We start from the raw sequence: 19,169 nt of genomic DNA, 5'->3' as shown, positions 1-19,169 counted from the left end.
CTGAATACTGAAATGGACAAGGACATCCCCATGAAGCAAGAACAACTGAGCTCCTCCGGCGCGGTGCAGCGCCTGCCGCAGACCCTGATGGCCCTGGCGGTCGCTGCCCTGGTGGCCGGGTGTTCGGTCGCGCCCAAGGCCATCACGGCCGAGGAGGTGCGCGATCGCGTCAAGGCCGACACCGCCCGCATGTACGTCGACCAGGCGCCGATCACCGCCCCGATCGCGATGGAAGAGGCGGTGGCCCGCGCCCTCAAATACAACCTGGACTACCGCCTCAAGAAGATGGAGTCGGCCCTGGCCATGGGCCTGAGCGACTACGCGGCCTACGACATGCTGCCCCAGATGGTGGCTTCGGCCGGCTACACCCGCCGCAGCAACGACTCCGGTGGCGTCAGCGTGGGCATCCTGGACGGCGAGATCGCCGAGCGCCCGACCACCTCGGACGAACGCAGCCGCTCGCTGCGCGGCATCGAGTTCTCCTGGAACGTGCTGGACTTCGGCGTCTCCTACTACCGCGCCCGCCAGCAGGGCGACCAGTTCCTCATCGCCGAAGAGCGCCGCCGCAAGGTGGTGCAGAACCTGCTGCAGGACGTGCGCGCGGCCTACTGGCGCGCCCTGGGCGCGCAGCGCCTGAACGCGCAGGCCGACGACATCCTGCAGCGCGCCTCGCTGGCTCTGAGCCGTTCGCGCGAAGCCGAAACACAGAAGGTCATCCCGCCGGGCCTGGCGCTGGCCTACCAGCGCGCGCTGCTGGACGCCACCACGCTGCTGAACCAGCGCCGCCAGGACCTGGAGTTCGCCAGGCGCGAGCTGGCCGCGCTCATGAACGTGCCCCCGGGCGTGGAGTTCCAGGTGGCCGAGGCCAACGAAACCGCGCTGCCCACCCCGCCGCGCGAGATCGCCAAGCTCGAAGACATGGCGCTGCTGCAGCGCCCCGAGCTGCGCGAAGAAGACTTCCGCAAGCGCATCACGGCCGACGAGGCGCGCAAGCAGATCCTGGGCGTGCTGCCCGGCATCTCCTTCAACTACGGCCGCCGCCATGATTCCAACGTCTACAGCTACAACAACAGCTGGTCCGAAGGCGGCGTGAGCCTGGCCTGGAACCTGATGCGTCTGGTGGCCCTGCCGGCCATGAAGGACGCGCAGAAGTACCAGGAAGCGACCGACGAGGCGCGCCGCATGGCCCTGTCCATGGCCATCCTGACGCAGACCCGCGTGAGCGCCGAGCGCTACAAGATGGCGCTGGAGGACTTCAAGCTGGCGGACCAGGCCGCCCAGGTGGACACGCGCCTGGCGGCGTTCACCAAGGCCTCGATGAGCGCCAAGCTCGAGAGCGAGCTGGAGGTGATCCGCACCCAGGCCCGCGCCGTGCTGGGTCAGTACCAGCGCGCCAACGCCTACGCCAACGCCCACATCGCGTTCGGGCGCCTGTACAACACGCTGGGCTTCGACCCCATCGCCGACGACTTCGAGGGCAACGACCTGGCCCAGCTGACCGAACGCATCAAGGGGCACCTGAAGGCCACCGAGAAGGATGCGTTCGCGCTGTCCTCCAACCTGTTCGGGCGCGCGGCCACGGTGAACGTGAACCTGGCGGGCATCCAGGACCCGGTGCAGCAGGTGCGCATGAAGGCACTGGTGACGGAGCTGCTGGGGCGCCACCAGATCGCCACCGACGCCAAGGACGGGATTGAACTCAAGCTGGCGTTCGCCGCGGCCGAAAACAACGGGGTGGAGAAAGCCTCCTGGACGCTGGAACTGACCGATGGGTCGGGCCAGCCGCAGAAGGCGCGCTTTGCCACTACCATTCCGGCCAACGCCCGGGCCTCGGTCTACGAGTCCAGCCTGGTGGCCGCGCTCAATGCCAATCTTGGCGACATCAAATCATGGCTCCATGTCGACTGATCTGTCTGCTCTGAACCCCTGGCGCGCCGCTGGCGCGGCCCTCCTTCTGGGTGCGGCTTCCATGGCCGCGTCCGCCCAGACCCCCGCCGCACCCGCCAAGCCTGCGGCGACGGCCGCAACCGCCGCCGCTGCGGCGCCTGCCCCGGCCACGGTGCGCGTGCTGGTGCTGCCGGCGGGCGAGACGGTGCTGGCCAGCCCGGTGCCGGGCCGCATCGCCCAGCTGCACGTCGGCCTGGGCGTGCCCTTCAAGCAGGGGGCGGTGCTGGTGTCCATGGACTGCGACGAACCCCGCGCCCGCCTGGCGATGGCCAAGGCCGACCAGGCCGCCGCCACCGAACAGTACGAGGCCAAGCTGCGCATGCAGGGCCTGGAGCAGGCCAGCGACGTCGAGGTGGCGCTGGCGGCCAGCGCCGTGGCCAAGGCCAAGGCCCAGGTCGATCTCTACAACTTCCAGATCTCGCAGTGCTCGATCCGTGCGCCCTGGGATGGCCGCACCGCCAAGCTGCATGTGCGCAGCTACATGACGGTGTCCGCCGGCCAGCCGCTGCTGGACCTGGTGCGCTCCGGCCTGCTGCTGATGAAGCTGAACGTGCCCTCTGCCTGGATCTCGACGCTGAAGATGGGCCACGTGTTCGACGTCACCATCGACGAGACCGGCCAGACCTACCAGGCCAAGGTGCACCGCATCAACGGCCGGGTCGACCCGGTGAGCCAGACCATCGAGCTGGAAGCGACCATGACCAAGTCCCATCCGGACCTGCTGCCCGGCATGAGCGGCGTCGCCAGGTTCACCGGCATGCGCTGAGTCCGACATGAGCGACGCATCGGATCTGGGCGTCCTGCTGCAGATCGAAGCCCGCGCGCTGGAGGCCGAAACGGTGGCCGCGCTGCGGTTCACCATCGTCAACGAAACTCACGCGCTCACGCCCTACCGGCAGGCCGCGATGTTCGAACTGGAGGGCGAGCGGCTGCGGCTGGTCGCTGCGTCCGGTCTGGTCAGCGTGGCCAACGACTCGCCGTTCGCCGTCTGGCTCAGCGGCTTTGCCCAGCGCCTGCCGCGCGACGGCGCGATCCACCGCCTGGACATCGCCGACGCCTCACCCGACGACGCGGAGGGCTGGGGCGAGTGGCTGCCCGAGCACCTGGCCCTGGTGCCGCTGCGCGACCGGCGCGGGGCCTTCAAGGGCATGGTGCTCTATGCGGCCGAGCAGCCCTGGTCCGACCGGGCCTGCGAACTGCTGGGCCGCCTGCACGCGACCTACGGCTACTGCCTGGCGGGCATGCGCCAGACCTCGCAGGACCGCTGGCGCTGGCTGCGGCCGATGGCGAAAAAGCGCAACCGCTGGATCCTCGCAGGCCTGCTGGTGCTCAGCCTGTTCGTGCCGGTGCGCCTGTCGGTGCTGGCGCCGGCCGAGGTGGTGGCGCTCAACGCCATCGCCGTCGCCGCGCCGCAGGACGGGGTGGTCGGCTCCTTCGCCGTGGCGCCCAACGCCAAGGTCAAGGCCGGCGACCTGCTGTTCTCGCTGGACGACTCGTCGCTGCTGAACCGGCTGGCCGTGGCCCGCAAGGCCCTGGAAATCGCCCAGGCCGATGCCCACATCGCCCAGCAGCGCGCCTTCGACGACCTCAAGAGCAAGGCCGACGTGGCCGTGGCCCTGGGCCGCGTGCGCGAGAAGGAGGCCGAACTGGCGGCGGTGGAAACCCAGGCGCAGCGCGTCGAGGTGCGCGCCGACCGCGACGGCATCGCCATCTTCTCGGACACCAACGACTGGATCGGGCGCCCGGTGATGACCGGCGAGCGCGTGATGCAGCTGGCGCAGCCCGAAGACGGCGGCATCCAGGTCTGGCTGGCGGTGGCCGATGCGATCAACCTGGAGCTGGACGCACCGGTGCGCCTGTTCCTGCACACCGATCCGCTCAGCCCCCGCTCCGGCCGGCTGGTCGAGGCGAGCTACCAGGCCACCCTGAGCCCCGACAGCGTGGCTTCCTACAAGCTGCGCGCCAAGTTCGACGAAGGCACGGAGCTGCCCCGCATCGGCCTGCGCGGCACGGCGCGCATCTCCGGCGACTGGGTGCTGCTGGGCTACTACCTGTTCCGCCGCCCGCTGGCCCACCTGAGGGAATGGAGCGGGCTGTGAGCACCGGCGCCGCCGTGCCGGCCACCGGGCAGGTCCGGGTCCAGGCGCCGCCGCGCAAGCAGCCGCTGCCGGCGATCCGCGACGAGCTGATCCTGTTTCCAGCGGCCCCCAACGAGGACGGCACGCCGGCCTGGATGATCCAGGACCCGGTGAGCAACCGCTTCTTCCGCATCGGCTGGCTCGACTTCGAGCTGCTGGTGCACTGGGCCGACAACGACCTGGCCTCGCTGGTGCGCACGGTCAACGAGCAGACGCCGCTGAACGTGACCGCGGACGACGTGCGCGCGCTGGAGAAATTCCTCTCGGACAACCAGCTGCTGCGCCTGACCGGCAAGGCCGATGTCGCCAAGGCACTGGCCCGCGCGCAGTCCATGAAGCGCTCGCTGCTGGAGTCGCTGCTGCACAACTACCTGTTCTTCCGCCTGCCGCTGGTGCGGCCCCAGGCCTGGCTGGCGGCGCTGCAGCCCTTCCTGGCCCGGCTGAACATGCCGCTGATCGCGGCGGTGGTGCTGGCCATCACGCTGCTGGGCGTGTTCCTGGTGTCGCGCCAGTGGGACCAGTTCACCCACACCCTGGTCGACAACATGACCTGGAACGGGCTGCTGGGCTACGGCGTGGCCCTGATGGTGGCCAAGATGCTGCACGAGCTGGGCCACGCCTTCGCCGCCACCCGCTACGGGGTGCGCGTGGCCCACATGGGCGTGGCCTTCCTGGTGATGTTCCCCATGCTCTACACCGACACCGGCGAGAGCTGGCGGCTCAAGGATGCGCGCCAGCGGCTGGCCATTGCCAGCGCCGGCATCGCGGTGGAGCTGGCCCTGGCCGGCATCGCCACCCTGGTGTGGAGCCTGGCGCCGGACGGCGCCTTCCGCAACGGCATGTTCTTCCTGGCCACCACCAGCTGGGTGCTGACGGTGGCGATCAACGCCAGTCCGTTCATGCGCTTCGATGGCTACTTCATCGCCAGCGACCTGCTCGACCTGCCCAACCTGCACGAACGTTCCAGCGCGCTGGCCCGCACCTGGATGCGCCGCACCCTGCTGGGCTTCCAGGACCGCTGGCCCGAAGGTTTCCCCGACGGCAAGCGGCGCGCGCTCATCGCATTCGCGCTGATCACCTGGTTGTACCGGCTGACAGTGTTCATCGGCATCGCCTTGCTGGTGTATGTCTTCTTCTTCAAACTGCTGGGCATCCTGCTCATGCTGCTGGAGCTGGTGTGGTTCATCGGACGTCCCGTGATGAGAGAACTTGAGGTCTGGAAAAAACGCCGCGCGGAGATCGCCGCTGATCGCAAGCGCTGGCTGGCGGGTTTCGTGCTGGCCGGCCTGGTCCTGCTGCTGATCCCGTTCAGCAGCCGTGTCGCCGGCTACGGCTGGTACCACGCGCAGGAACAGCAGCCGATCCACGCGCCGTTCGCGGCCCAGATCGTGTCCATGCCGGCGCAGCGCACGTTCAAGGCCGGCGACGTGCTGTTCGTGCTCGACTCGCCGATCCTGGGCATCGCGCAGGACAAGTCGCGCCAGCTGGCCCAGGCCCGCGAGTCGCAGATCGCCGGCCTGCTGGGCCTGCCCGACGGCGAGGCCCAGCGCCAGTCGCTCACCTCGCAGAAGGCCTTCTACGAAGCCGAGGAAAAGCTCAGCGGGGACGAGCGCGAACGCCTGACCCTGCGGGCCGCCTTCGACGGCGAGCTGCGCGACATCGATCCGGCGCTGGCGCCCGGCGTCTGGGTCAAGCCGCGCGAGCCGCTGGCGCTGCTGGTGGACCAGCGCAGCTGGGTGGTCGATGCCTTCGTCGAGGAGGCGCAGCTGGGCCGCCTGCAGGTCGGCCAGCCGGTGCGCGCCGGGCTGATGGCCGACCCGCGCGCCTGGGTCGACGGGCGCATCGAGGCCATCGACGTCTCGCGCACCCTGGCGCTGCCCAACCCTCTGCTGGACGCCAGCAACGGCGGCCCGATCGCCACCGTGGCCGAGCCGCCGAAGGACGGGCAGGGAGGGGGGCATGTGGTGCGCGACGCGCTGTTCCGGGTGCGCATCGTGCTCGACGAACCCTTGCCCACGCAGCAGATGGCCACCGTGCGGGTGCGCATCGAGGGCGAGGCCGAGTCGCTGGCGGCCGGGGTGGTCCGGAAGGTGGCGTCCATCTTCATTCGCGAAAGCGGGTTCTAGACCCCCACGCTCCACCGCTTGCGCGGGTCGCTGCCCCCCGAGGGGGCTGGGCCAGCCTTGGGGCGGCCCGGCGGCTGGCCCGTCGCCCCCACGCTCCGGCGCTGCGCGGGTTGCTGGCATGCGATCATTCGCGCATGAGCATCCTGCGAGTCGCGACCTACAACATCCACAAGGGCGTTCAGGGCCTGGGGCCGGTGCGCCGTCTGGAAATCCACAACCTGGCGCATGCGGTGGAGCAGTTCGATGCGGACATCGTCTGTCTGCAGGAGGTGCGGCGCCACCACCGCAAGCTGGAGAAGCACTTCACCCGCTGGCCGGACCTGGAGCAGGCCGACTACCTCTCGCCCGAGGGTTACGAGTCGGTCTACCGCACCAATGCGGTCACCCGCCACGGCGAACACGGCAATGCGCTGCTCTCGCGCTGGCCGGTGCTGGACACCCGGCATTCGGACGTGTCCGACCACCGCTTCGAGCAGCGCGGCCTGCTGCACGTGCACCTGCTGGTCGACGGCCGCGAGGTCCATGTGGTGGTGGTGCACTTCGGCCTCATCCATGCCAGCCGCGAGCGCCAGGTCCAGCGCCTGGGACGCTACGTGGCGCAGGAGGTGCCGGCCGATGCGCCGCTGATCGTGGCCGGCGACTTCAACGACTGGGGCGCCCAGCTGCTCAAGCCCATGGCGGCGCTGGACCTGCGCACCTTCGATGGTGTGCGCCTGCCGACCTATCCCTCGCGCCTGCCGATGCTGCACCTGGACCGCATCTACATGCGGGGGCTCACGCCCGTGAGTGCGCACGTGCCCCACGGCCGGGCCTGGACGCGCATGTCCGACCACCTGCCGCTGATCGCCGAGCTGGAACTGTGAAGACGGACGCGTTCGCCGATCCATTGGCGGACGACCGGCCCGTGGCACCGCCCCGTCCCGGTCACCAGCTGCTGCTGCTCGAAGGCGGGGACGCGCTGTTCCCCGCACTGGTCGAGGCGATGGACGCGGCCCGCCGTGTGGTGCATCTGGAAACCTACATCTTCGAGTTCGCCGGCTCGGCGCTCAGCGTGGCCGAGGCGATGGAGCGTGCCGCGCGCCGCGGTGTGCTGGTGCGCCTGGTGGTCGACGGCGTGGGCACGCCGCGGGTGCCCGAGGAGTGGCAGCGCCGCTTCGCCGCCGCCGGCGTGCGCTGGCGCGTCTACGCGCCGCTGGGCCGGCTGGGCCTGCTGATTCCCAGCCGCTGGCGGCGCCTGCACCGCAAGCTGTGTGTGGTCGACGGGCTGGTCGGCTTCTGTGGCGGCATCAACCTCATCGACGACCGGGACGACGTGGCCCTGGGTCGGCTGGAGGTGCCACGGCTCGATTTCGCTCTCAGGGTGGCCGGTCCGCTGGTGGACGACATGGTCGACACCATGGAGACGCTGTGGTGGCGCCTGCAGGCGGTGCGCAAGGCGCGGGAGCGCGAGTTCCGGGCCGCCTGGGAGGCGTTCAAGGAGGCACAGCCGGCCGGCGATTTCACGCGGCTGCTGCGCAAGGTCGAGCTCTACACCGGACGGCGGCCGCGGGGCGGCGTCGGGGCCGAAGGTGCGGCCCAGCTGCTGCACAGCGACGGGCCGTTGGGTGTCAACGATGCCCGGGCCACCCTGCTGCTGCGCGACAACGTCAGCCACCGGCACGACATCGAGCGCGCCTACCTCAAGGCGCTGGGCTCGGCCCGGCACGACATCGTGATCGCCAACGCCTATTTCATCCCGGGGCGCAAGCTGCGCAAGGCCCTGACCATGGCGGCGGCGCGCGGTGTGCGGGTGCGGCTGATGATGCAGGGCCGCTACGAAAACTTCCTCCAGTACCGGGCGGCCCGGCCGGTCTACCAGAAGCTGGTCGACGCGGGCATCGACATCCGCGAATACGCCCCCAGCGCCCTGCACGCCAAGGTGGCGGTGGTGGACAGGGTCTGGGCCACGGTCGGTTCGACCAACCTGGACCCGCTGTCGCTGCTGCTGGCGCGCGAGGCCAACGTCATGACCACCGACCGGCGGTTTGCCGAACTGCTGCACCAGCGGCTGGACGTGCTGCTCGAACACGCGGGCCAGAAGCTGGACGCCCAGGCGCTGGGCAGTCGCCCCTGGTACCAGCGGGTGCTGGACCGCGTCGCCTTCGGCGTCATGCGGACCCTGCTGTTCCTGACCGGCCACCGGTACTGAAGCCCCCGCGGACCCCAAGCCGGGGGGGCGGTGTTAGCATGGCCCGATGCTGATGAAATCCGGAACACCCATGAGCAATCCCGAACAGCTGGACGACGCCGAAGGCACGCCCGTCTCGGTCAAGATCCGCGAACGCCTGAAGGCCGCGCGCCACCGTTTCCACTCCAACGACAACATCGCCGAGTTCATCGAACCCGGCGAACTGGAGCTGCTGCTGGACGAGGTCACCGCCAAGATGCAGGGCGTGCTCGACGCCATGGTGATCGACACCGCCAACGACCACAACACCGGCGACACCGCGCGCCGCGTGGCCAAGATGTACCTCAAGGAGGTGTTCAACGGTCGCTACGTCAAGGGGCCGAGCGTCACCGAGTTCCCCAACGCCGAGCACCTCAACGAGCTGATGATTGTCGGACCGATCACGGTGCGCAGCGCCTGCAGCCACCACTTCTGCCCGGTGATCGGCCGCATCTGGATCGGCGTCATGCCCAACGAGCACACCAACGTGATCGGTCTGTCCAAGTACGCGCGCCTGGCCGAATGGATCATGGGCCGCCCCCAGATCCAGGAAGAGGCGGTGGTCCAGCTGGCCGACCTGATCCAGGAGAAGACGCAGCCCGACGGCCTGGCCATCGTGATGGAGGCCAGCCACTACTGCATGGCCTGGCGCGGCGTGAAGGACATGGACAGCAAGATGATCAACTCGGTCATGCGCGGCGTGTTCCTCAAGGACCCCAACCTGCGCCGCGAATTCCTCTCTCTCATTCCCCGCCAATCCTGAAGAAGCCCACCATGCTGGTACGCCTGCTCTACGTCAGTCGCGCGATCGACAAGGACTGCGCCAAGTCCATGGAGTCGATCCTGGAAACCTCCCGCGCCCACAACCTGCACCACGGCATCACCGGCGTGCTGTGTTACGGCGGCGGCATCTTCCTGCAGGCCATCGAGGGCGGGCGCGAGGCGGTCAACACGCTCTACAACCACATCGTGCTCGACAAGCGCCACACCGACGTGGCGCTGCTGCATTTCGAGGAAATCAGCGAGCGCCGTTTTGGCGGCTGGACCATGGGCACGGTCAACCTGGCCAAGCTCAACACCTCCATCGTGCTCAAGTACTCCGAGCGGCCCGAGTTCGACCCTTACCAGGTCTCGGGCAAGGTGTCGCTGGCGCTGCTGGAAGAGCTGATGGCCACCGCCAGCATCATCGGAAGGGCTTGAGGAACTCCCCCCTGCGCCGCGTCGCGGCTTCCCCCCTCTCTGGCGCGCCTGCGGCGCTGGGAGGGGGGACGGCACTTCGGGCCGGCGGAGCCGGACCCTCGGTGCCCCTGGATCGGTCCCTTCGCGCTTCGGCATGTCGCTGACCGCCTTCGCGCTCATCGTGATCGCCGGCCTGATCCACGCAGGCTGGAACATCGTGGCCAAGAAGGCCGCGGGTGATGCGCGCTTCGCCTTCTTCACCGCCTTCATCATGATGCTGCTCTGGGCACCGCTGGGCTGGTGGCTCGGGCGCGACGTGGTGCCGGGCTGGGGCCGCACCGAGTGGGCGCTGGTGGTGGCTAGCGGTGTGCTGCACGTCTTCTATTACGTGATCCTGCTGCGCGGCTACCGCAAGGCCGATCTCACGGTGGTCTATCCGCTGGCGCGCGGCAGCGGCCCGCTGCTGTCGTCGCTGGTGGCCATCGTCTTCCTGGGTGAGCGCATCTCGGCACTGGGCGCGGCGGGCATCGTGGGCGTGGTGCTGGGCGTGTTCCTGATCGCGGGCGGCCCGGGCCTGTGGCGTGCCGCGCACGACCCGGTGGCCCGCAAACGGGTGCGCAAGGGCATGTTCTACGGCGTGCTGACCGGCGCCTTCATCGCGTCGTACACCGTGGTCGACGGCTACGCGGTGCGGTGGCTGCTGATGTCGCCCATCCTGGTCGACTACATGGGCAACTTCGTGCGCGTGGCCCTGCTGGCGCCGGCCGTGCTGCGCGACCGCGCCACCGCCTGGGTGCTCTGGCAGCGCCAGTGGCGGCACGCATTGGCCGTCGCGGCGGTCAGCCCCATCGCCTACGTGCTGGTGCTCTACGCCATGCAGCAGGCGCCGCTGTCGCATGTGGCGCCCGCGCGCGAGGTGTCGATGCTGTTCGCCGCGCTGATCGGCGGCCAGCTGCTGGGCGAGGGCGAACGGGGCCTGCGCATCCTCGGGGCGTGCTGCATCGCGGCGGGCGTGGCGGCGCTGGGGCTCGGGTGAGGACGATGGACCCCCACAGCGTCACCCTGCTGGGCTGCGACTTCACCAGCGCGCCCTCAAAGCGCAAGCCGGTCACGCTGGCCGTGGGCCGCAGCGACCGCGGGCGCGTGCTGCTGGAGCGCATCGAGACCTTCGAGTCGCTGGACGCCTGGCAGGGTCGGCTGGCGGCGCCGGTGGGGCAGGGCTGGGTGGGCGGTTTCGACCTGCCGTTCGGCCTGCCGCGCGAGCTGGTCGAAACCCTGGGTTGGCCGACCGCCTGGCGCGACTGCATGGCGCACTACGCGGCGCTCTCGCGCGAGCAGATCCGCGACACCTTCGCGGCCTTCTGCGACGCGCGCCCGGCCGGTGGCAAGTTCGCCCACCGCGCCACCGACGGCCCGGCCGGGTCGAGCCCGAGCATGAAGTGGGTCAACCCGCCGGTGGCCTTCATGCTGCACGCGGGCGTGCCGCGCCTGATCGCTGCGGGTGCGAGCCTGCCCGGCCTGCATCACGGCGACCCGAGGCGCGTGGCGCTGGAGGCCTACCCCGGCCTGCTGGCGCGCTCGGTGCTCGGCAACGCCTCGTACAAGAGCGACGACCGGTCGAAGCAGACGCCCGAGCGCCTGATCGCGCGCAAGAGCCTGATCCACGCGCTGGAGCTGGGCGACGCGCCGCTGCTGCGCAGCGCCGGCCTGCGCCTGAAGCTCAGCCACGCCCAGCGCGACGCCCTGGCCGACGACGCCAGCGGGGACGCCCTTGACGCGGTGCTGTGCCTGCTGCAGGCGGCCTGGGCGCTGCAGCAGCACACGGCGGGTCACCCCTGTTACGGTCTGCCCACGTTCGACCCGCTCGAAGGCTGGATCGTCTCCGCCTGAGATCCCGGACAATACCGGCACCCATGAGCACCACCACCCCCGCCACCCTTCCCGCCGACCTGCCAGCCGGTCTGCGTTTTGCTTTTGTCGAAGCCGTCTGGCACGCCGACATCGTCCAGCAGGCGCGCGACGCCTTCCTCGCCCGCATGGCAGAGGCCGGCATCGGCCCGGAGCGCATCGACCTGTTCGACGTGCCCGGTGCGTTCGAGATTCCGCTGCACGCCCAGCGTCTGGCGCGCTCGGGCCGCTACGCCGCCGTGGTCGGCAGCGCCCTGGTGGTGGACGACGGCATCTACCGGTTCGACGCGCTGATGCAGACCGTGGTGCAGGCCATGATGAACGTGCAGCTGGACACCGGCGTGCCGACAATCCTGGCCGTGCACACGCCGCACCACTTCCGCGAACACGCCGAGCACCGCAAGTACTTCCTGCGCCACTTTGCGGTCAAAGGCACCGAGGCCGCGGAGGCCTGTCTGCAGACGGTGGCCGGTCTGCGGCGGCTCGACGGCCTGCTGGCATCCTGATGGGCCGGACCATGAGATCCCCACACTGGACCGCCCTGGGCCTGGGCCTGATGACAGGTGCGGCCTTCGCTGGCGACATCTGCGAGCCGCTGCGCGAGCACATCGAGTTCCAGATCGCCGGCACCGGTGCCACCGGCTTTGCCGTGATCGTGGTGGATGCGGATGCCGAGGTGGCCGGCAAGGTCGTGGGCACCTGCGCCCGCGGCGCGCGCAAGCTGGTCTATGTACGGGCCGGCGGCGCACAAACCACCGGCCGCCCGGCCCGGCCGGCGGCCACCCTGGCCTCGCGTGCCGGCGAGGAGTCCATCATCACCGAGTGCCGCGACGGCACCGTGGTGCGCGGCAACGCCAGCTGCAAGCCCTGAGGCGGCGCGGCCGCCGCCCGCTCAGCCCAGTTCCTTGAACGACTGCAGCGCCGAGAGCGGCGTGAACTGCCCGGCGCGCTTGTCCTTCATCGCAGTGATCGACTCGCGCACGTGCGCGTTGCTCCAGATCGCACCCTGCAGCCAGCCCATCTGGCGCAGGCTGTCCTCCACGCTGTGGTCTCGCGCGTAGGTCACGGCCTGCTTGGTGCCCCAGATGGCGATGGGCGGTTTGGCGGCGATCTCTTTCGCGCACTGCAGTGCGGCCGCCAGCATGGCCTCGGGCGTGTCGAACACCTCGTTGACCAGTCCGTACGCCAGCGCCTTCGCGGCCGGCAGGCGGCGGCCGGTGTAGGCCAGCTCCTTGACCACCGCGAACGGCACCAGCTTCGGCAAGCGCTGCAAGGTGCCCACGTCGGCCACCATGCCGATGTTGATTTCCTGGATGCAAAAGAAGGCGTCCGCCGTCGCGTAGCGGATGCAGCCGGTGGTGACCATGTCCACCGCGCCGCCGATGCAGCCGCCCTGGATGGCGAAGATGACCGGGCAGCGCAGCGCCTCGATCTTGCTGAACGTGGCCTGCATGTCGGTCAGCAGGTCGAAGATGGCGGCGCGGCCTTCGGGGCTCTGGTCGTCCATCTGGATGGCGCCGGCGAAGGTTTCCAGCGCCATGCCGGCAGAGAAGTGCTTGCCGGTGGAACTGAAGACCAGGGCGCGCGCAGTGCCCTCGCGGTGCAACCGGCTGACGATCTCGTCCAGCTCGCGCCAGAAGGTCGGGTGCATGGTGTTCATGGCCTCGGGGCGGTTCATCACCAGATGGGCCACACCCTCGGGCGTGGTGCTGAGGGAAAAGCAAGTGGGCGTCGTGTTCATCCGTCCACTGTAGAGCGGCGCGTCAGCCCAGCCAGTCGCACCTGAGACGGTGGGCCCGGTGCGCCCGTTCGCGCCAGTTCACGTAGAACCGAGGGAGTGTGATGCCCGCCACGCACAGCGGCAGGGCCCAGAACGCATCTATGACCACCGCCGGCAGCCAGCCCATCCAGCCCAGCAACCAGACCGTGAGCACCCCGTCCCACAGGTGGTACTCCAGCGGATGGTCTTCGCGGTGGTCCACATGCCACTGCTTGATGCGCTGCAACTCGGCCAGGTTCAGTCGGTGGTTCATGTCGCTCTCCTGAACAGGTCTTGAATGTAAGACTCGCGTCAGGAATGGTCAACGATGCGCTGTCCCGCCAACGGGGGACCAACGGCCGGCAGTCCGCTCAGAACAGCTGATCGGTCGCCGGCTCATGCCGGTCGGCGCCGGCCGCTTCCTGCGCGGCCGCCTCTCCGGCCCGCAGCAGCTTGCCCACCCGCACCCCCAGCAGCCGGAAGCGCCGCGACAGGTCCACCCGTTTGAGGCACAGGCCCGCGTGCCGGCGGATCACGGCCGCGTCGGCCGTGGCCACCTCGATGGTGGTGTCGCGCGTGACTTTCTCGAAGTTGTCGAAGGTGATCTTGATGCCGATGGTGCGGCCGGTGTAGCCCTTGCGCTGCAGGTCTGCCGCCACCTGCTCGCACAGCCGGGTGAGGATGGCGCCGGCCTCGGTGCGGTCGCGCACCGCGTGCAGGTCGCGGTCGAAGGTGGTCTCGCGGCTCATGCTGACCGGCTCGCTCTCGGTCTCCACCGGCCGGTCGTCGCGGCCCCAGGCGGACTCGTGCAACCAGGCGCCGTAGCTCTTGCCGAAGTGTTCCACCAGCCAGGACTTCTCGCGCGCCGCCAGCTCGCCGATGGTGTGGATGCCGTGGCTTTGCAGCTTGGCGTCGGCCTTGGGGCCCACGCCGTTGACCTTGCGGCAGGGCAGCGGCCAGATCAGGCTTTCCAGGTCCTCCGGCCGCACGATGCTGATGCCGTTGGGCTTGTTGAATTCGCTCGCCATCTTGGCCAGCAGCTTGTTCGGTGCCACGCCGATGGAGCAGGTCAGGCCGGTGGCCTGGAGGATGGATTTCTGGATCAGCCGCGCCAGCACGCGCCCGCCCTCGCGCTGGCCGCCGGGCACGTGGGTGAAGTCGATGTAGACCTCGTCCACGCCGCGGTCCTGCATCACCGGCGCGATCTCCAGGATCGTGCTCTTGAACAGGCGCGAGAGCCGCTTGACCTCCTCGAAGTCCACCGGCAGCAGGATCGCATCCGGGCAGAGTTTGGCCGCCTTCATCAGCCCCATGGCCGAACCGACGCCGAACTGGCGCGCCGCGTAGGTGGCGGTGGTCGCCACGCCTCGGCCCACGTAGTCCTTCAGGCGCGGAAAGAAGTCCACCGGGATGCGGTCCAGCGTGTCGGGCCCCCATTCACGGTCCGGCCAGGCCTGGCGCAGGCGCTCGAACATCTCGGCCTCGCGCCGGCGCCCGCCGCCGATCACCATAGGCAGGCCCTTGAGCTGCGGGTAGCGCAGCAGTTCGACCGACGCGTAGAACGCGTCCATGTCGAGGTGGGCGATGCGGCGGGGACGGGGCGCAGACTCGGTCACGGTGCTGCGAGCATAGCGCCGCACCGCCGGGCCCGACCCGCTCCAGAGTGGCCTTACATGGCCTTGTGCACCAGGGCCCCCTTGAACAGCCAGGGCAGGCGGGGGCCTTGGGCCTCGGGCACGCCACCCTTGGCTTCCACGCTGATCGCCAGCTCGGCCACGCCGGCCAGGGCCGCCTCCTGGGCTGGCAGCTGCAGGGTCTTGAACTTGCTCTCGATCACGCCCAGCGAACGCGGCGCCTGGCCGTCCTTCAGCGCCCACAGCTGCATGCTGTCCTCGCGGCCTTCCTTGACCTCGTTCAGGCGCTGCAGCGTCAGGGCACCGGCCTGCGGGTCCATGGTCACGAGCAGGGCCGGGGCACCCCGCTCGTCCAGCAGCACCGCGATGTGGCGGATCTGCGGCACATTGGCCACCTTGGCCTGCAGGTGGCCGATCTGTGCCTTGAGCTGTTCGTAGAGGCTGGCGCTGGCGGCCCAGCCCAGCATCAGCGCCAGCAGCAGAAAGATGGCCAGCGCGCGCCACCAGGGCGAGACGCGGCGGCTGGCGGGGGAGCGAGGGGTGTCGGACTGGCCGGTGTGCGGATCGTTCATGCCGGAAGTATGCCCGCGTGAGGCGGGGGGTGCGGGCGCTCACGGACACCTGGGGCGGTACACTGCGCCGCATACTGAACGTCGTCCACCGCCTGCGGCGCCGGCATCCGATGCCACAGCAGCGGCAGTCCTTTCTCAATCACCGCCAGCCATGCAAGTTCTTGAAGTGGCGATCTGGTCTGCCATGGCGGGTGTCCTGCTGACACTGGCCGCGGCGGCCACGCTCGACGTGGCCACCCGCCCGAGCGTGTCGTCGGCCCGCTCGTGGCTGAGCCTGGTGCTCACCGGGGGCGCCTGCATCCTGATGTCGGGCCTGCCGGAAGCGCTGTGGCCCTCCTGGAACCACATCAACTGGTTGCCGCTGAAGGCCACGCTGGGCCCGCTGTGCGGCGCGCTGGCCATGACCTACCTCGGGCTGTGGTCGGGCCTGCGCCGTGAAGACCTGCTGGTGCGGCGCATGATGGGGCCGGGCGCGTCGGTCCTGGTGGCCGGCACCTTCCTCCTGCTGGGCCTGGTGGTGGCCGGTGTGCCGGCCGATACCGTGCTCCTGCTGACGGCCGCGGTCAACAGCCTGGCGGTGCTGATGGGTGTGCTGATCGCCGTGCGCAGTGTGACCCTGGGCGACCAGCTCTCGCGCTGGATGGTGCTGGCCTGTCTCTGCCTGGCCCAGATGACGGCCGGGCTGTACGCCAAGGGCCTGGGCATGGAGATGGGCAATGCCTACTGGGCGCTCACCGCCTGCGCCACCGTCGGCTACTTCATCACCGTGGTCGTGCTGGTGCGCCTGCGCAGCCGCCACTTCCGGCACCTGCGGCGCCAGGCCGCGGGCCAGGTGCCTGCGCTGGCCTCGGCCAGCCTGCCCGGCGGCGCCCAGCTGGTGGCCCGGGTGGAGGACGCGCTCTGGCGCAGCCAGCGCATGGGCCGGCCCTGCCTGGTCGCGGCGGTGTCGGTGTCCAACCTCTACGCCTACCGCGAGTCGCCGGTCCTGAACCCGGAGGGGGACATCCTGGTGGCGCTGTCCGCGCGCATCCGCCAGCAGGTGGGGTTCCGCAATGTCGTGGGCCTGTACCACCAGCGCTGCTTCGTGCTGGCCATCTCGGCGGTGCAGGACCCGACGCGCGCGGAACTGGTGACCGAGCGGGTGCTGCGCGAGCTGCGCATGTCGGTCAGCGTCGGACCCGATCCGTTGTCGCTGCCATTCCAGCCCGAGGTGGCGATCGGTGTGGTCGAGGTGCCGGCCGGCACGGACGAGTCCGCCGCGGTGCGCATCATCAACCTGGCCGAACAGCTGGCCCTGCGCGCCCACGACGAACCCGAGCGGGCGCTGCGGCGCCAATGGGTGTTGCGGCAGGATGCGCCGGTGGCGCTGGTGCCCTGGCTCGCCGAGACCCAGCCGGCCAGCCTCTGAAACCGCCCACGCGCCGGGTGGCCCAAGCCCCTGCGGGCGGCGGTCCTTCCCGTCAAGTCTGGCGGGCGCAGGCCGATACATCGGACAATTTCTCATGGGCGCCATGCAGCCGGATTCCGACACCACCCTTTGGCCCGACAGCGGCACCGAACTGTCCCGCCAAGATCTGGGCCGCCTCATCTACGCCAGCATCTGCCAGGTCGATGGCCCGGTGCTCGGCGAGATGCGCCGCATCCGCGACCACGCGGTGCTCAACAACCAGTCCCACAACCTCCGCGTCGCGCTGATGCACCGCTGCGGCTGGTTCGTGGAGTGGATCGAGGGGCCGCCCGAGGGCATCCGGGCGCTGATGGAGCGGGTCGCACTCGACGAGCGGCACCGCAGCCTGCGGGTGGTCCACGAGAGCGTGGGCAAGCCGCGCCTGTTCAAACCCTGGATCGGCTCCATCGCCGAAGCCACCGAGAGCACCGGCGAATTCGCGCGCCGGGTGATGGCGCTGCACGAGCGCCACCTCAAAGGCCAGGGCTACGAACCGGCCAGCGTCTGGCGCAGCCTGTGTTCACCGCTGCCGGGGCACGTCGAGGTGGCCGCCGCGCAGGAGGGCAGCTACCAGCGGGTGATGATGATGTCGGCCGCCCGCACCGACGCCTTCGACCTGCTGCGCTGGCTGGCCACCCGCGAAAAGCGGGCGGTGGTGCACCGGCGTTTTGCCGGCGCGGCACGGGACGCGCTGGACGTGGAGAGCGATTACCTTGATCTGCCGCGACAGGCGGCGGCCGGGCGGCGTCTGATCGCCAACGCCCGCAAGGGCCTGGCGATGGGCATGACCCATGCCTTCCTGCCCGACTACACCGCCGCGGTGGTCCTGCTGGACACCGACAGCGGGCGCAACGAACACCTGCTGGACCGGCTGCTGACGGCCTGCCAGCACGTGCACCACCGGCCGGTCGTCGTCGGCCTGGGGGCCGACAGCTGGTTCAGCGATTCACTCCGGAGCCTCACCGAGGCGCGCGGCCTGCGCTGGGTCGAGGCGCGCACCGGCGATCGGGCCCACGACATGGCCACCATGTGGTGGGCACTCAAGCGCGTGCTGGACCTGCTGTAGCCCCCACGCTCCGCCGCAGCGCCCGAAACCGCTCAGGCGGTCGGGTAGGTGCCCGGCAGCAGGATGGACGAGTCCACGTTCCGGATGTTGGTGTGGCCGCAGAAAGCCATCGTGATGTCCAGTTCCTTGTGGATGATCTGCAGCGCCTTGAGCACGCCTTCTTCACCCATCGCGCCCAGGCCGTAGACCATGGCGCGGCCGATCATGGTGCCGCGCGCGCCCAGGGCCCAGGCCTTGAGCACGTCCTGGCCGCTGCGGATGCCGCCGTCCATCCAGACCTCGATCTGCTGGCCCACGGCCGCCACGATGGCGGGCAGCGCCTCGATGCTGCTGGGCGCGCCGTCGAGCTGGCGGCCGCCGTGGTTGCTGACCACGATGGCGTCGGCTCCGCTGGCCACCGCCAGCTGCGCGTCCTCGACGTCCATGATGCCCTTGAGGATCAGCTTGCCGCCCCACTGCGCCTTCACCCAGGCCACGTCCTCCCACGACAGGGTGGGGTCGAACTGCTCGTTGGTCCACGAAGCCAGCGACTTCATGTCGGTCACCGCTTTCACGTGGCCCACCAGGTTGCCGAAGCTGCGGCGCTTCGTACCCGCCATGCCCAGGCACCAGCGCGGCTTGGTCATGAGGTTGATGATGTTGGCGATGGTCGGCTTGGGCGGCGCGGTCAGGCCGTTTTTCAGGTCCTTGTGGCGCTGGCCGATCACCTGCAGGTCCAGCGTCAGCACCAGCGCGCTGCATTTGGCCTGGCGGGCGCGCTCGATCATGCGGGCCATGGCCTCGCGGTCGCGCATCATGTAGAGTTGGAACCAGAACGGCGCGGTGGTGTGCTGGGCGATGTCCTCGATCGAACAGATGCTCATGGTCGAGAGCGTGAACGGGATGCCGAAGCGTTCGGCCGCCTTGGCCGCCTTGATCTCGCCGTCGGCGCTCTGCATGCCGGTCAGGCCCACGGGTGCGATGCACACCGGCATCTTCACGTCCTGGCCCACCATCTTCGTGGCCGTGCTGCGGTTTTCCATGTTCACCGCCACGCGCTGGCGCAGCTTGATCTTCTGGAAATCGTCGCTGTTGGCGCGGTAGGTGCCTTCGGTCCACGAGCCGGAATCGGCGTAGTCGTAGAACATGCGCGGCACGCGCTTCTCGGCGAGCACGCGCAGGTCTTCGATGTTGGTGATCACGGGCAT

At 69.7% G+C, this 19,169-nt stretch carries 19 protein-coding genes; 14 read left to right on the top strand and 5 right to left on the bottom strand.

The window, feature by feature from the left end:
• Nucleotides 1-30: 30 nt before the first annotated feature.
• The 12 genes from RCO38_RS03375 (at nucleotide 31) to RCO38_RS03320 (ending at nucleotide 12,375) form a co-directional block, all read left to right on the top strand.
• Entirely contained in the window at nucleotides 31-1,908 is a 1,878-nt protein-coding gene (locus RCO38_RS03375; RefSeq protein WP_308326879.1) for a TolC family protein, read from the top strand.
• A complete protein-coding gene (locus tag RCO38_RS03370; RefSeq protein WP_308326878.1) occupies nucleotides 1,898-2,713 on the top strand; it encodes an efflux RND transporter periplasmic adaptor subunit in 816 nt (271 codons plus the stop codon). The genes RCO38_RS03375 and RCO38_RS03370 overlap by 11 nt, the downstream gene beginning before the upstream one ends.
• 7 nt (nucleotides 2,714-2,720) lie before the next feature.
• Nucleotides 2,721-4,046 carry an efflux RND transporter periplasmic adaptor subunit gene (locus tag RCO38_RS03365; RefSeq protein WP_308326877.1) on the top strand — a complete coding sequence of 442 codons (1,326 nt, stop codon included), beginning with the start codon at nucleotides 2,721-2,723 and terminating at the stop codon, nucleotides 4,044-4,046.
• Complete coding sequence (locus tag RCO38_RS03360; RefSeq protein ID WP_308326876.1) at nucleotides 4,043-6,211, top strand: HlyD family efflux transporter periplasmic adaptor subunit; 2,169 nt, start codon at nucleotides 4,043-4,045, stop codon at nucleotides 6,209-6,211. The genes RCO38_RS03365 and RCO38_RS03360 overlap by 4 nt, the downstream gene beginning before the upstream one ends.
• A 134-nt stretch (nucleotides 6,212-6,345) precedes the next feature.
• Nucleotides 6,346-7,074, top strand: coding sequence for an endonuclease/exonuclease/phosphatase family protein (locus RCO38_RS03355; RefSeq protein ID WP_308326875.1), 729 nt, complete (start codon nucleotides 6,346-6,348; stop codon nucleotides 7,072-7,074).
• Between the two features lie 41 nt (nucleotides 7,075-7,115).
• Nucleotides 7,116-8,399: a cardiolipin synthase ClsB gene (gene clsB / locus RCO38_RS03350; protein ID WP_308326874.1), complete on the top strand. Its 1,284-nt coding sequence runs from the start codon at nucleotides 7,116-7,118 to the stop codon at nucleotides 8,397-8,399.
• Nucleotides 8,400-8,445: 46 nt separating this feature from the next.
• Nucleotides 8,446-9,180, top strand: a complete 735-nt coding sequence (folE, locus tag RCO38_RS03345) for a GTP cyclohydrolase I (protein WP_308326873.1) — start codon at nucleotides 8,446-8,448, stop codon at nucleotides 9,178-9,180.
• An 11-nt stretch (nucleotides 9,181-9,191) separates the two neighbouring features.
• Entirely contained in the window at nucleotides 9,192-9,617 is a 426-nt protein-coding gene (locus RCO38_RS03340; RefSeq protein ID WP_308326872.1) for a BLUF domain-containing protein, read from the top strand.
• A 133-nt stretch (nucleotides 9,618-9,750) separates the two neighbouring features.
• Nucleotides 9,751-10,632, top strand: a complete 882-nt coding sequence (locus RCO38_RS03335; protein ID WP_308326871.1) for an EamA family transporter — start codon at nucleotides 9,751-9,753, stop codon at nucleotides 10,630-10,632.
• A 5-nt stretch (nucleotides 10,633-10,637) separates the two neighbouring features.
• On the top strand, nucleotides 10,638-11,486 hold the full coding sequence (locus tag RCO38_RS03330; protein WP_308326870.1) for a DUF429 domain-containing protein: 849 nt from the start codon (nucleotides 10,638-10,640) through the stop codon (nucleotides 11,484-11,486).
• Nucleotides 11,487-11,509: 23 nt separating this feature from the next.
• Nucleotides 11,510-12,010 (top strand): 6,7-dimethyl-8-ribityllumazine synthase, encoded by a 501-nt coding sequence (locus tag RCO38_RS03325; protein ID WP_308326869.1) that lies wholly within the window; start codon nucleotides 11,510-11,512, stop codon nucleotides 12,008-12,010.
• A gap of 11 nt (nucleotides 12,011-12,021) precedes the next feature.
• Nucleotides 12,022-12,375 (top strand): DUF1161 domain-containing protein, encoded by a 354-nt coding sequence (locus tag RCO38_RS03320; protein ID WP_308326868.1) that lies wholly within the window; start codon nucleotides 12,022-12,024, stop codon nucleotides 12,373-12,375.
• Between the two features lie 21 nt (nucleotides 12,376-12,396).
• Here RCO38_RS03320 and RCO38_RS03315 read toward each other — a convergent pair whose 3' ends face one another.
• From RCO38_RS03315 to RCO38_RS03300, 4 genes are all read right to left on the bottom strand, one after another.
• Nucleotides 12,397-13,245 carry an enoyl-CoA hydratase-related protein gene (locus RCO38_RS03315; RefSeq protein ID WP_308326867.1) on the bottom strand — a complete coding sequence of 283 codons (849 nt, stop codon included), beginning with the start codon at nucleotides 13,243-13,245 and terminating at the stop codon, nucleotides 12,397-12,399.
• A gap of 22 nt (nucleotides 13,246-13,267) precedes the next feature.
• Nucleotides 13,268-13,537 carry a hypothetical protein gene (locus tag RCO38_RS03310; protein WP_308326866.1) on the bottom strand — a complete coding sequence of 90 codons (270 nt, stop codon included), beginning with the start codon at nucleotides 13,535-13,537 and terminating at the stop codon, nucleotides 13,268-13,270.
• A gap of 97 nt (nucleotides 13,538-13,634) precedes the next feature.
• A complete protein-coding gene (locus RCO38_RS03305; protein ID WP_308327316.1) occupies nucleotides 13,635-14,834 on the bottom strand; it encodes a Y-family DNA polymerase in 1,200 nt (399 codons plus the stop codon).
• 98 nt (nucleotides 14,835-14,932) lie between these two features.
• Nucleotides 14,933-15,469, bottom strand: coding sequence for an anti-sigma factor domain-containing protein (locus RCO38_RS03300; RefSeq protein ID WP_308326865.1), 537 nt, complete (start codon nucleotides 15,467-15,469; stop codon nucleotides 14,933-14,935).
• Between the two features lie 151 nt (nucleotides 15,470-15,620).
• Between RCO38_RS03300 and RCO38_RS03295 the strand changes: the two genes are divergently transcribed.
• Together RCO38_RS03295 and RCO38_RS03290 are read left to right on the top strand one after the other, a co-directional pair.
• A complete protein-coding gene (locus RCO38_RS03295; protein ID WP_308326864.1) occupies nucleotides 15,621-16,877 on the top strand; it encodes a hypothetical protein in 1,257 nt (418 codons plus the stop codon).
• Between the two features lie 103 nt (nucleotides 16,878-16,980).
• Nucleotides 16,981-17,982: a BLUF domain-containing protein gene (locus RCO38_RS03290; RefSeq protein WP_308326863.1), complete on the top strand. Its 1,002-nt coding sequence runs from the start codon at nucleotides 16,981-16,983 to the stop codon at nucleotides 17,980-17,982.
• Between the two features lie 32 nt (nucleotides 17,983-18,014).
• On the opposite strand, the gene RCO38_RS03285 is transcribed toward RCO38_RS03290, so the two are convergent.
• Entirely contained in the window at nucleotides 18,015-19,169 is a 1,155-nt protein-coding gene (locus RCO38_RS03285; RefSeq protein WP_308326862.1) for an alpha-hydroxy acid oxidase, read from the bottom strand.

This window comes from Hydrogenophaga pseudoflava (genome assembly GCF_031020795.1).
Lineage (GTDB): Bacteria > Pseudomonadota > Gammaproteobacteria > Burkholderiales > Burkholderiaceae_C > Hydrogenophaga > Hydrogenophaga pseudoflava_A.
Note: the sequence above shows the minus strand (reverse complement) of the source record. Positions and strands in the feature narration are given on the sequence as shown.

Excerpts from the sequence above, each read along its gene's own strand:
- RCO38_RS03375 (WP_308326879.1), top strand. The coding sequence starts at position 31 with ATGAAGCAAGAACAACTGAGCTCCTCCGGCGCGGTGCAGCGCCTGCCG.
- RCO38_RS03370 (WP_308326878.1), top strand. The coding sequence starts at position 1,898 with ATGTCGACTGATCTGTCTGCTCTGAACCCCTGGCGCGCCGCTGGCGCG.
- RCO38_RS03365 (WP_308326877.1), top strand. The coding sequence starts at position 2,721 with ATGAGCGACGCATCGGATCTGGGCGTCCTGCTGCAGATCGAAGCCCGC.
- RCO38_RS03355 (WP_308326875.1), top strand. The coding sequence starts at position 6,346 with ATGAGCATCCTGCGAGTCGCGACCTACAACATCCACAAGGGCGTTCAG.
- folE (WP_308326873.1), top strand. The coding sequence starts at position 8,446 with ATGCTGATGAAATCCGGAACACCCATGAGCAATCCCGAACAGCTGGAC.
- RCO38_RS03340 (WP_308326872.1), top strand. The coding sequence starts at position 9,192 with ATGCTGGTACGCCTGCTCTACGTCAGTCGCGCGATCGACAAGGACTGC.
- RCO38_RS03335 (WP_308326871.1), top strand. The coding sequence starts at position 9,751 with ATGTCGCTGACCGCCTTCGCGCTCATCGTGATCGCCGGCCTGATCCAC.
- RCO38_RS03330 (WP_308326870.1), top strand. The coding sequence starts at position 10,638 with ATGGACCCCCACAGCGTCACCCTGCTGGGCTGCGACTTCACCAGCGCG.
- RCO38_RS03325 (WP_308326869.1), top strand. The coding sequence starts at position 11,510 with ATGAGCACCACCACCCCCGCCACCCTTCCCGCCGACCTGCCAGCCGGT.
- RCO38_RS03320 (WP_308326868.1), top strand. The coding sequence starts at position 12,022 with ATGAGATCCCCACACTGGACCGCCCTGGGCCTGGGCCTGATGACAGGT.
- RCO38_RS03315 (WP_308326867.1), bottom strand. The coding sequence starts at position 13,245 with ATGAACACGACGCCCACTTGCTTTTCCCTCAGCACCACGCCCGAGGGT.
- RCO38_RS03310 (WP_308326866.1), bottom strand. The coding sequence starts at position 13,537 with ATGAACCACCGACTGAACCTGGCCGAGTTGCAGCGCATCAAGCAGTGG.
- RCO38_RS03305 (WP_308327316.1), bottom strand. The coding sequence starts at position 14,834 with ATGGACGCGTTCTACGCGTCGGTCGAACTGCTGCGCTACCCGCAGCTC.
- RCO38_RS03300 (WP_308326865.1), bottom strand. The coding sequence starts at position 15,469 with ATGAACGATCCGCACACCGGCCAGTCCGACACCCCTCGCTCCCCCGCC.
- RCO38_RS03295 (WP_308326864.1), top strand. The coding sequence starts at position 15,621 with ATGCAAGTTCTTGAAGTGGCGATCTGGTCTGCCATGGCGGGTGTCCTG.
- RCO38_RS03290 (WP_308326863.1), top strand. The coding sequence starts at position 16,981 with ATGCAGCCGGATTCCGACACCACCCTTTGGCCCGACAGCGGCACCGAA.
- RCO38_RS03285 (WP_308326862.1), bottom strand. The coding sequence starts at position 19,169 with ATGCCCGTGATCACCAACATCGAAGACCTGCGCGTGCTCGCCGAGAAG.